This window comes from Clostridium novyi NT, from assembly GCF_000014125.1.
In the GTDB taxonomy this organism is placed as follows: domain Bacteria; phylum Bacillota; class Clostridia; order Clostridiales; family Clostridiaceae; genus Clostridium_H; species Clostridium_H novyi.
Map to the genome: position 1 here is coordinate 2,238,128 of NC_008593.1, position 12,621 is coordinate 2,250,748.

General features: G+C 28.7%; 12 protein-coding genes. All 12 read right to left on the reverse strand.

From position 1 onward, the window contains the following. Nucleotides 1-3: 3 nt before the first annotated feature. The gene (locus tag NT01CX_RS10420; RefSeq protein WP_011723003.1) at nt 4-987 is read right to left on the reverse strand and encodes a DUF814 domain-containing protein; all 984 of its coding nucleotides are present in this window, start codon (nt 985-987) and stop codon (nt 4-6) included. Between the two features lie 25 nt (nt 988-1,012). Then, nucleotides 1,013-2,044, reverse strand: a complete 1,032-nt coding sequence (locus tag NT01CX_RS10425; protein WP_011723004.1) for a D-alanine--D-alanine ligase family protein — start codon at nt 2,042-2,044, stop codon at nt 1,013-1,015. A 212-nt stretch (nt 2,045-2,256) separates the two neighbouring features. Next, nucleotides 2,257-3,615, reverse strand: a complete 1,359-nt coding sequence (gene ypeB, locus NT01CX_RS10430) for a germination protein YpeB (protein WP_011723005.1) — start codon at nt 3,613-3,615, stop codon at nt 2,257-2,259. Nucleotides 3,616-3,700: 85 nt separating this feature from the next. Then, nucleotides 3,701-4,336: a stage II sporulation protein R gene (gene spoIIR / locus NT01CX_RS10435; protein ID WP_011723006.1), complete on the reverse strand. Its 636-nt coding sequence runs from the start codon at nt 4,334-4,336 to the stop codon at nt 3,701-3,703. Between the two features lie 169 nt (nt 4,337-4,505). Continuing rightward, complete coding sequence (locus NT01CX_RS10440) at nt 4,506-5,696, reverse strand: Ger(x)C family spore germination protein (RefSeq protein WP_011723007.1); 1,191 nt, start codon at nt 5,694-5,696, stop codon at nt 4,506-4,508. Further along, on the reverse strand, nt 5,686-6,786 hold the full coding sequence (locus NT01CX_RS10445) for a GerAB/ArcD/ProY family transporter (RefSeq protein ID WP_011723008.1): 1,101 nt from the start codon (nt 6,784-6,786) through the stop codon (nt 5,686-5,688). The genes NT01CX_RS10440 and NT01CX_RS10445 overlap by 11 nt, the downstream gene beginning before the upstream one ends. Nucleotides 6,787-6,807: 21 nt before the next feature. Further along, nucleotides 6,808-8,268, reverse strand: coding sequence for a spore germination protein (locus NT01CX_RS10450; protein ID WP_039243101.1), 1,461 nt, complete (start codon nt 8,266-8,268; stop codon nt 6,808-6,810). A 26-nt stretch (nt 8,269-8,294) separates the two neighbouring features. Beyond that, nucleotides 8,295-8,492 (reverse strand): CLC_0170 family protein, encoded by a 198-nt coding sequence (locus NT01CX_RS10455; protein ID WP_011723010.1) that lies wholly within the window; start codon nt 8,490-8,492, stop codon nt 8,295-8,297. A 91-nt stretch (nt 8,493-8,583) separates the two neighbouring features. Next, nucleotides 8,584-9,426, reverse strand: coding sequence for a 4-(cytidine 5'-diphospho)-2-C-methyl-D-erythritol kinase (ispE, locus tag NT01CX_RS10460; RefSeq protein ID WP_011723011.1), 843 nt, complete (start codon nt 9,424-9,426; stop codon nt 8,584-8,586). Nucleotides 9,427-9,530: 104 nt separating this feature from the next. After that, on the reverse strand, nt 9,531-11,084 hold the full coding sequence (locus tag NT01CX_RS10465; RefSeq protein ID WP_011723012.1) for a DUF3794 and LysM peptidoglycan-binding domain-containing protein: 1,554 nt from the start codon (nt 11,082-11,084) through the stop codon (nt 9,531-9,533). A gap of 108 nt (nt 11,085-11,192) precedes the next feature. Beyond that, a complete protein-coding gene (locus tag NT01CX_RS10470; protein WP_039224201.1) occupies nt 11,193-11,429 on the reverse strand; it encodes a Veg family protein in 237 nt (78 codons plus the stop codon). 232 nt (nt 11,430-11,661) lie between these two features. Then, nucleotides 11,662-12,555, reverse strand: a complete 894-nt coding sequence (gene yabG, locus NT01CX_RS10475; RefSeq protein ID WP_011723014.1) for a sporulation peptidase YabG — start codon at nt 12,553-12,555, stop codon at nt 11,662-11,664. Nucleotides 12,556-12,621 lie beyond the last annotated feature (66 nt).

Below are 12,621 nucleotides of genomic sequence, written 5' to 3' on the forward strand. Positions count from 1 at the left end.
CTGTTATTCTATCATAAATTCTTTTAGTTCTTCTTCAGTTGCTGGCTTTACTTCAATAGAATTAGTATAAGGTTTAGAATAGTTTCCGTATATAACTTTAAGACTATCTTCTTCTCTACCTTTTGAATATCTGCCAGATACTTTTGCTGCAAACTCTATATCTTCTTCTGTAGCATCTCCGACTATAACTACCATAGAACCTTTAAAATCTTTAACTAAAAATGCAATATCTTTTTCTGTAAGATATGCTTTTATTTGAGATGCTTCAGATGCAGTTCTAGTAGATATTATTTTTGCATTTTCAGAAACTCTAAAATGTCTTCCATACTTTAATAATTCAAGATCACTTTCTGATATTTCCTCTTTATGATTAACTAAATCTCTAAGTCTAACAGAAAAATTAGGTTCTGTTAATTTACATCCACCAGCTGGTGATGGGTAATCTTTTATACCCCATTTTTCAGCAAGTTCCATTTGAACTTTTCTTCCTCTTCCTGTTATACCAAGTAACTTTTCTCTATCAACAAGACCGTTAAGTTCCATTTCTGTTTCTGGTAAAACTTTTGCACATAAAGGTCTTAATATTTTGTCCGCAAATCCTGATTCTTTTTTTACTACATTTAATGAAGATTTATTTTGAGACATAGGTCTTTGATTTAAAACTTCTCCAGTTATAATAAAATCTGCATTAAACTTTTCTAAAAGTTCACCAGCGTATCTCATCATCATGGCATGACAATCTATACAAGGATTCATATTCTTTCCATGTCCGTGTTTAGGTGATTTAGTCATATCAAAATGTTCTTTAGAAAAATCAACTACCTCCAATGGTATATCTATTTGCTTTGTCATTCTCTTAGCATTTTCTGGTCCAAAAAAGTAGGATTTAAAACATATTCCTATGACTTCTATTCCCTGATCCTTTATTAACTTTGCAGCTAATATACTATCTAGTCCACCTGATATAAGTGCTAACGCTTTTGTCATAATGTTCTCCTTTCATAAAACTTTATTATTTATTATCCCTTTCAACTGCAAGTTCTATGATTTCGCTTATTAATTCTCCGTAAGCTTTTCCTTCTGCTTGCCACATCTTAGGATACATACTTATCTTTGTAAATCCTGGTATTGTATTTATTTCATTTAAGTAAACTTCTTCTGTTTCTTTATCAACAAGAAAATCTACTCTAGACATTCCAGCACAGTCTAACATCTTGAATATTCTAACAGCTAATTCTTTAACTTTTTCAAGTTTTTCTGGGCTTAAGTTAGCTGGTAATAATAGTTTTGATTGTGCATTTGAATATTTTGCTTCGTAATCATAAAATTCATTTGCAGGTACTATTTCACCTGGAGTTGCTGCTACTGGTTCATCATTTCCAAGAACCGCAACTTCAATTTCTCTTGCATTTAAAGCAACTTCAACTAATACTTTTCTATCAAATTTTAAAGCTTCTTCAAGTCCAGCTTCTAATTCTTCTCTATTGTGTGCTTTACTTATACCAACAGACGAACCACTATTTGAAGGTTTTATAAATACATCATATCCTAACTTATTTTCTATTGTAGATATTATGTCCATTTTGTTATTTTTATAATCATGAGCATTTACTACTACATAGTCTGCTTGTTTTACCCCAAAGTTTTCCAATACATATTTTGTGTATACCTTGTCCATACATACTGCTGATGACATAACTCCAGGTCCTACACATGGTATAGTTAAAAGCTTACATAATCCTTGAATTGTACCATCTTCACCATATAATCCATGCATAACTGGAAATACTACATCAACTTCCCTATTGAAAAGAATTTCTTGTCCATTTGGATTTTTATAAAATTCATCTTTTTCCCATTCGCCAGATTCTATTTTATCAATAGCTCCAGTATATTCAAACCATTTGCCATCCTTTGTTATACCAATTGGATATACATCGTATTTGCTTAAATCAATATTTTTTAAAACTGAAGATGCAGAAACACGTGAAACTTCATGTTCTGTAGATTGTCCTCCAAAAAGAATAGCTACCTTTTTCTTCATAATGCTCTCCCCTTACAATTTAAGAATTATATTTTCAATCTTTATCTATTAATATATGCTAACATACATTTATTTTCTAATTTGAATGTTGACGCACTTCAAATTATATACCAATCCATTAAATATGTGAACCCTTTTTTATAAGGAAGGAGATACCTGAAAATCAGATATCTCCTTATTATAGTTAAGTTTAATTCTCTTTTTTAATAATGCTATAATGCAAGTTCTCCATTGGCTGTTTTTATAATTTGTAATATTCTTTGTTCATAACCAGTTTCAGCATTTATATAAACAACAAATTCATCATCTTTACATTTACCAGCAACTTCATAACAAAGAATTTCTTTATTACTTTCTGTTGGAATTATAGCAAGTTTTGTTGACTGCACTTTTAAATTTTTTCCTATCTTGCTCATGGCAGTTTCCTTAGAAACTTTAGGTTTTGGTATATTTCTATTCTCAACGTGAGAAGTTAAATATTTTTCTGATTCTATTCCTATTATTTCTCCAGTATCTAATGCCAATTTTAATTTTATTTGATCTGGGTATATATTTATATTTTCTTTATTGTAAACATAACTTACTGTTACTGTGTTATCAAATTTTTGTGTATAAGTTGGTTTCATATTTTTGTAACCAAACTTATCTAAAAATACACTTCCTAATTCTTTAGCTTTTTTTAAATCAATAGCTGATTTATCAACTTTTCTATTGTCTATTAGATAAACTATGTGTCCTCCATTTTTACTTATCTCACAAACTATTTCATCACCTTCAGATCTTTCATTTAAGTTAACACCAAATCTGTATGAAGGTATTTTAGATTTTGGATCATCTTTTCTAGTTATATTCTTTATTTTATTTTCTCCAAATATTTTCTTTATAACATTCTTTGCATCTTGTTCTGTTACTTCTTTTTCACTAGTAACTTTAGGTTTTATTTGTAATGTATTTTCTGAAAATGGTCCATCATTTATTAAAGTTGGATATTGAAGTACTTGATTTTGTATAGCCTTAAATTTATCAGAAGCAAGATTTTCAGAACTCTTAGCTAATTTACTAGTAGCCTTCTTTCTTATTTCTCCCCACTTTAATTTTCCTTCATTTATATCCCTTTGGACTTGATTTAATTGTATTAATAAATAGTCCGCTTGATCCTTTAATGATTCTATTGTTTCATAATCTTTATCTGTTAATTTTTCATTTTCAAAAGAACTTCTACTAAGTCTATGTGCAAAATCGCCTATTTGAGCTAAAAACTTACTAGTACCATCTACATATTCTTGAGATACAGGAATTGAGTGTATCTTGTCATTAGCAATATCAGCGTATTTAGATATATTATTGAAAGTTACAATGTTAGCTTCTCTAGAATTTACTATAGCTGACTTTGCAAGACTACCTTTTAGATTTTTTACAGAATCAATTAATTGATACATACTTTTAGTATATTCACCTTGCAAATAATTTTTATAATCCCTTCTCTCTAATGTCATTAAAAAAGCAAATGTAGTTGAAAAAACAACTATGAATGCAACAATGGTTGTATATATAACTCTTTTCTTGTTCATATGTATATATGCCTCCGCTTCTACTCTTATAATCTATATAAGTAGTATTTGTTTTAATAATTCGGGTTATACATAATCCAATAATTTATTTTGACTTACAAGCTTCTTTTATCTTTTCAGCAATTTTAAATTTAAATACTAAGTTATTTTTTTCAACATCATCATTTACAAGTTCATATTCTTCTTTTGATAGTGTTTTCTTCATCATTTCATCGGTTTTCTTAACTTCTACATCACCCTTTGTTATATCTGTAAAACATAATGGAGGAAACATTACACACCACCAATTATGTCCTTGTCCGTTTCCAATTATAATTCTATATGCTTCATAATTTCCTTGAGGCAAAGTTATATTCCCGTAAGTTTTAACTGGAAAATTTTCATGAGATAACTTTGATTTTACAGTATAAGTGTATCCATTTTCTTCTATAGTTTTTACAGCTATTTTATTTATTTCATAGTTGTTTTCTTTTATTATTTCTCTTGATTCTTCTATGCTTTTAGAATTTTTTAATTTTGGTGATATATATTTTAAAACATTATCTCTAACTTTTAATTTTAAAGCTTGATCTTCTGTTGAATCACTGTTTGCAATTACATGAAATCTTATTACTTTTTCAGCAATTGATTTTTGACTTGCATCTGCCTTCATATATGAAATTACTAATATGCTCCCTGTTAAAATTATTAATGAAATCATAATAGCTAGTACCTTTTTCATCTTAAACATCCCCTTTTATTATCTGATGTTTAAGATTATTGACCATTCCCCATATTATATACTTTTATTTTAAATATATTTTAAATATATTTCTAAATAAATTTGAACAAAAAATAAATTGAGAAAATAAAATCTTCTCAATTTATTTTTTAATTATTAGTTTTATAAATTATTTTGTTATACCAACTCTTCTTGCATGAACGGTTACATTTACATCTATGTTAGCATTTTTGTAAACTTCATCCCAATTATCTCCTATCTTCTTATATAAATCAGGATGAAACTTTTCACAATAATCCTTTAATCCTATCAAATCTATAGGATGTTGTTCTTGTAAAATTCTAGCTACCTTTTCACATTTTCTTTCTATTACATGACCAAAATCCTGCTGAATGTTCTCTAACTCTTCATAGTTAAAAAGGTTTTCTGAAACACTATATCCCTTTAATTGTCCTTCTAAACTTACATCAATTCTAACATTTAATTTTTTTATATTATTAGAATCAACGATTTTTATTCTTCTTTTTACGCCTCCAACTTCAAATTCTATTGGATGACCATTTTTAAGTATAGTCTCTTTTCCACCTTTTATTTCTCCTCTTAAAATATCTAGAGATGATGTTTCATCTGGTGTTAAATATCCATCAATTTTATAATCTTTAATTAAGGCCATTCCTGATATATTTAATTTACTCTTATCATCTTTATCAAATTCTAAGCTTGGAATAGCTATACTTTTATTATTATAAAGGCATATTAACATATCATTTAAAGTAACTGGTAGTATAGAAGAATTATTACTGCTATTTTCCATAAGCCCACTTATATAAGTCTGTATATTCTTCTCCATACTAGGTACAAATTTAACATAATCTTGTGCTTTTCCATTAACCACTACTACAAACATCATTCTGTTTATGTCTGCTTGCCTTTCAAAAAAGTCTACAATTTCTTTAAATACTTCAGGATATTGTATTACTTCATTGCTCAATAAAAGCAATTTAGAATGTCCTGTATATATTATTCTACTGGTTTTTGACGCTAGTTCATTTATAGAGTCTTGCATAGAAAAAGCATCTGTAGATATAATTTGTTCTGTGGCTGCCCCAGAATCTGTAGGCCCAAGTTCGCTTATATTAGGGAATCCAAAGGTTATATTAAGTTTTTTATATTCTGATTCATTAAATATTTTATCTGATTTTATCTTTTTAAGCTCATCTTGTTTACTTATACTTTTCCCTACATCTACTGCAATTGTAGATATAAAACTCTTTCTCTCTATCTCAACTTTATCCCAACATCCAGTTAATAAGCAACATGATAACACTAGTGTAAAAAATATAATCTTTTTATACTTCATTTTTGACTCTCCTTGATTTTATAGTTCCAATTATAAGTAATAAAAGAGGCAATATTACCATAATGCCTAGCCCTATATATGGAGAAAACCTTTCTTTTATTCTATAAACCTCTGCTATATTTTCTGGATATAAAGATAATAAATATATAATAGGAGTTACAATTATTAATGAAACTTTTATATCTTCTAAATGAAATACATCCTTCACCACTTCTGAACTAAAGTAATACAAATTTATATATGTAGTAAAGAAAAATATGAACCAAAATGCCATAATTGCACCTTCCCATCGCTCAACAAAAGTTCCAGGAATATCTACAGTTGATAACATGGTTATAGTTGGCCATAACAACTGTGAAATATATGATTTAGAAAATACAATTACCGTAGTTACCGCCACTATAATATAGAAAATTACTATAAATCCTAAAGATTTATATGTTATGTTCATTATATTTCTTTTTTCTTTAACTAAAGGATACAACACATACACAATTTGAAACCCTAAAAATGCAAATACACTATTTTTGATTCCACTTAAATAATCTATGGGCTTGTGAGTTAAAACCGGAAATATATTTGTAAAGTCAGATCCTTTTAAAACAAATAAAATAGCCACCAAAATAGGCAAAAACATTAACCAAAAGGCTATTTCATTAAATCTTATTACACTTTCAATTTCTCCCCTTACTAAAAATGCACCTACTAAAATAACTAATATAATTATAAATTCAGAAGGTGTCCTCTTTAAAAGATACATTTTTAAAACTTCTGTAAAAACTCTCATTTCCATTGAAATTATTAACATGGCACTTAGTATTACTACCAAAGCAATAACTTTTCCAAAGATTTTCCCAAAATTGTCTTCAAGCATATTTGTAAATTTCTTATATCCATTTACTTCAATAGACTTTTTTACAATGTAAAGAGCCGGTACTACTAATAATCCAGTTAATATTATTACTATCCATCCATCAGTTCCAACCTTTTCACCTAAAATTCTTGGATACGCAAATATAGATGTACCAGCTACAGTAATAACCATTGATATAAATAAATCATATGTGCTTATAATATTATTTTTTTTCATAAGAGCATTTCACCACTCTTTCTATTCCTGTCTAGTTTTATCTTGCGTATTCATATACACAGGTCTTTTTTTAAACCATTTTAATGGTAATCTTAAAAATACATCTTTAAAATCTGTTATATCAGGGTTAACAACTGGAGCTAAATATGGAATACCAAAACTTTTTAATTTTATTAAATGAACTAATACTACAATAAGTCCTAATATTATTCCATAAAGTCCAACTATAGCAGAACATATAGTTAAAAATACTCTGGTTATCCTAAGTCCCGTAGTTACTCCATAGTTAGGAGTTATAAATTCAGTAATAGCTGTTATACTTACAACTATTATCATTATTGGACTTACAATTCCTGCACTTACTGCCGATTGTCCTATAATCAAACCTCCAACAATACCTATTGTTGCTCCTATAGGTCTCGGCAACCTGACTACTGCCTCTAACAGCAAATCAAAACTAATTTCCATTATTATAGCTTCAACAAATGCCGGGAACGGAACTCCCTCTCTTGATGCTGCTATAGAATATGCAAGCCTTGCTGGAATAATGGATGTATGGAAAGAAGTTATTGCAATATAAAGTGCCGGAAATGTTATACACATAATTATTGCAAGTGTTCTAAGTAATCTTATAATTGATGAATTTATCCATCTTTGATAGTAATCATCAGGTGACTGCAATAAATTAGGCATTGTAGCAGGTACAATAATAGCAAATGGTGAGTTATCCACAAGAACTGCTACTCTTCCTTCATATAAAGCTGCCGCAACTACATCTGGCCTTTCTGTACTTTGCACTTGTGGAAATGGAGATAAACAATCATCTTCTATGAGCTGTTCTATGTATCCACTATCAAGTATTGCGTCAATATCTATTTTATCCAGTCTCCTTTTAAGCTCTTCTAAAACTCCAACATTGACTATATCATCTATATAAGTAATTGCTAAATCCGTTTTAGATCTAATTCCAACAACTTTAGATTCCATTCTAAGCCTTGTATCTTTGACCCTTCTTCTAACCAATGCAGTATTAAATCTTATGGTTTCAGAAAATCCATCTCTAGAGCCTCTAATTGTGGTTTCTCCTGAAGGTTCCCCAATGCCCCTTGCTGGCCAGGAACGTGAACTTATAACACAGGCTACATTAAAACCATCTACCAAAAGCAAAGTATCTCCACTTAAAATACTTGAAATACCTTCATATAAATCATCTATTTCTTTTAAGTCAGATACAGTGAGTATTCTATCTTTTATGTCATTAAAGTCCTCTATTTTTTGGTTTCCTTCCATAAAACTTTCGAGAACATAATCATTTAATAAATCCCTATCTACCATTCCATCTATATATATTATGGCTGTTTTAAAATGACTAAATTTAAACTGTCTGTATATTATATCTGAGTTATTTTCAAGTAAATTTTTTATGTACTCAATATTCTTTTCAATATTACTAGATATAGTTTTATCTACCTTCTCCTTCAAATCTTTCACTTCCTTTTCCAATTAAACTAACTCACAACTACCCACCTTAATATATATAAAATTGCTCCTAGTATCATAGCCCACTTTCCTACAAATCTCGCCTTTCTAGATGCACTATTCATACCAGCGTTTTTAAAACTTGTTGAATCTAACACAACTCCAATAAATCCTTGAATTAATAGCAATGCTAAAAAATATTTAGTAAATAAATTTATAACTTTCACATTATCACTCCTATTTTTCTTAAATTATTTTCTGTATTAACCACTAAAAATATACATATAAAAAGAGATTGCACACTTAGTACAATCTCTTTTATATAGTTCTAGTAATATATACATCATTATATTTACTTTTAAAATATTCATAGCACCTTTGTGCCTTTAACATATCATCGAAAAATCCAAAAACAGATGGGCCACTTCCACTCATCATAGAACCTAAGGCTCCACTTCTAATCATCTTTTCTTTTATTTCTTTTATTATGGTATGTTTTTTTAATGTTACATTTTCTAAAACATTTCTCATGTTTTCACTTACATATCTCAAATCATTATTTTCTACTGCTTTTATTAATCCTTCTGTATTTGGATGTCTATATATTTTATTTATATCAAGGCTTTTATATACTTCTTTAGTTGACACACCAAATTTAGGCTTAACCAAAACTAATATATGTCCTTTAAATCCTTTAAGATTTGTAACCTTTTCTCCAATACCTTCACATAAAGCTGTACCGCCTTTTATACAATATGGAACATCTGCACCAATTTTTAATCCTAGTTTGCAAAGTTCATCATCACTTACATCTATATTGTATAACTCTCTCATGGCTAAAAGAGTTGTTGCAGCATCAGAACTTCCTCCAGCAAGCCCAGCTGAAACTGGTATATTTTTAATTATATTAAAGTCTACGCCACCTTTTAAATTGTATGTATCTAGAAATAACTTTGCAGCTTTATAAACTAAATTTCTTTCATCTAAAGGAACATAACTTTTATTACATTTTATATTGATTCCTGTTTTATTTTTTGTCACTTCTAAAATATCATATAATTCTATTCTTTGCATTATCATCTCTAGTAGATGATAATCATCTTCTCTTTTACCTACTACATCTAATGATATATTTATTTTAGCATATGCTCTAAAAAACATAGTATTTCCCCCAAAATAGTTTAATTTTAATTAGTTTATTATATCACAAATTTTTAATTATATAAAAATGTCTCCATACTTAAAAATTTAAGTATGGAGACATTTTATATAATTGCTCTGCCAGGAATAATCATCTTATCCCCTACATTTATATTTTCACTTTCAAGACCATTTATTTTTATTAAATCTTCCACAGTTGTACAATATCTTTTAGCTATTTTCCACAATGTATCACCATCTTGTACAACATATATTGTTATACTAGCCTTTTTATCCACAACTTCATCTTCCAATGGTTCTATATCAACTAAAAATTCTTTATGTGTAATGTAATTAACATTACTATAAACTTTTCCTAATGCTTTTATAGCAATAGTTCCTGCTTCAACTCCAGCCTCTAAGTTTTCTAAGCTAACCTTTGCAATACACTCCATATCTATTTTAGACCCAGGTACGTCTACACCTGCACTAAATGGAATTTCTTCACTAATTACAGCAATGTTATCTTGTTCATCTTCAGTTTTATATAGTATATTAACATTTAATAATCCATCAACTAAAACTTTATCTTCAACTATTTTTTTATCTGTTATAAACATATTTCCTAATGCCATTATAACTTCTGTTGGTTTAGCTCCATTCACATCTATATTTTCTTTAACCATAATCTCAGTATTGTTTTGACCTAGCATAGCATTAAGATCGTATGCTTTTTTGTCCATCTTTAACATTTTTGAAGGAGAATAAGCATCTTCTATCATATCTATTTGCTCTTTACTTATAATCTTAGTTTCAGACTTTATTAGAGCTTCTAAATCTATAATACGATTTTCTCCTAGATCATCTTCTTTAACATCAAAAGAAACATCATCTATAACAAATTCAGTATTACTTTGCATAAATTCAGTTACGTCTAAACATTCCACTTCATCATTTACATATATATCTTCTTTTAAAGTGCAAAGTTCTTTACTGTCAGCAGCTTTATACAATACTTGTATTTGAGTAAATGCCTCAACTTGTATCTTTCCTTCTAATAACTTAACATCACTTTTATGAACTCTAACATCACAATTAAGAACTTTACCTATTTCAGGTTTATCCATAGGCACTTGAATATGAGCCTTACTCAATAATTCCCCTGTAGGTCTAGCCACTATTTTATCAATTGAAGATGGATTCTTTAATAACTGAATATCATCTAATGAATCTACATCCTTTATAACTTCAAATTCATATTTTTTATAAACAGCAGCTTCTATTTGTATGATTCCTTCTATAACTATTTTTCTTTCATTGATTATGTTACATTCTATATGTTCAATATTACAATCCAATGTGCAATCCATATCGGCTTTTGCACCATCCATATCTGCATATGTTGAAAAATCCTTTGTATAAATTACATTAAAGATTTCTTTTCCTTCATCTACGGTAGCTAAATAAAGTACGTTACAAATCATTTGACCTTCTATATAAACCTTATTTTGCATAACTTCTTTACTAGTTATTTTTGGTTTAGCGTCGAGCATCAATATCTTTTCCACATCTGGTTGTATATCTGGTATAACGTACTCCTCTTTTACAACATTATCGATAATTTCTTTTCCTAATAGTTGATTATATTCTATACTCTCTTTTATCAATTCCATAGCCATCCATTCTACCTCCCATAAAATACCTACTAACTAATATATATATTTCTTTTATGGAAAATATGATTATTTTAATAAAAAAAATGAGGTACTGATAATTCAGTACCTCATTTATCCTGCGAAGTCTATTTGAACTGTTTTTGTCAAAACATCTGAGTAGCTATATGTGACCGTCCTTTGGGTGTCGTCTTGTAATCTAACAAGAAAGATACTTGGGTATGTCTTTTCTAGCACTCCGCTATTTACTACAATCTTTCTTCTTCCGTTGTTAGCTTTTAGCGTCACTTTCTCTCCTACATGATCATCCATCTTATCCTTTATGGACGCTAATACATTTCTTCCTTCCATCACTAGCACCCTCTTTCTACATTATATATTATATAATACATCCTAGTGATTGTCAAGTAACTAAATATTTTATCACTAATATACGCTACTTGTCAATATTAATTTTATGTTAACTTTTTATTAAAACTTTCCTAATATTAAATTATTCTAATGAATATTCTCTTATTTTTATTATGTGTAATAATATTATTTATATACATTATTTTATAATTAAATATAATTCTGGTATTGTTTAGGAATATTTCGACTTAGGAAACCCTTCTCTATACTTCCCCCTTGTCTCTAAGCCTCCCACTCCCTCAACACCAGTTATGGTATTATAAACAACATCATGTATAGAAACTACTTTTCCTACATTTGTATAGGCTATCTTTTCGCAAATAAAAACAGGATCTAAACAATGAATAAGCACCCTATTTGGTGAACTTGCAAAGTTTGCTCCTGCATCTAATATGGCCTCATAACATGATTGACAAGCACCTGCAAATATAACTAAATCATCATAGTTTGGTTCATATTTTCTAAGTTTTTGAACGGTTTGTACAAAATATTTAGAATTTTTATAGTTACTTAAATCCATGTATTCAGTAGCTCCTTTTATAATAGCATCATGTCCAGTTACAACAACAATATCAGGTTTTATATTGGCTACTAACTCCGGTACTCGAATAGGTTGCTCTTTTTCAGCTATAACATATCCAACGGCCTCAACACTTAATTGTTTATATGTTTTCAAACATAAATCTAAATATTCAGGATCACCATCTATGTGAAGTACTCTTCCTGGTCTCCCAAATAGCATGTTTGCTTCTTCTTTTTTAGAAGATTTCTGAGTTTTACTTTTTCCTCTTTTTTCATCTACAGATCTATATTTATTACCAGCATTTCTTTCAATGAGAATATTCCTAATTCGATTATTAACCTTCTTATCAAAAGTCATTTGTTTTTTAGTTACAAATTCATCTGTTGCAAACTCCAAATCTTCCATTGGAGAATCTGCTATTATCCTCATGTTAATGCCTTTAAGTACATATAAATATTTCCCATTTGCATTTTTTATATCTATTATTTTAAAAGTAATATCTTTTCCATAAGATTTCCTTACTACTAAATCCCCAACTTTCACGTTATCATCCCCAATGATATAAAGTTATAATTTCATATTATGTATGTGTATGACTATTGTTTACAA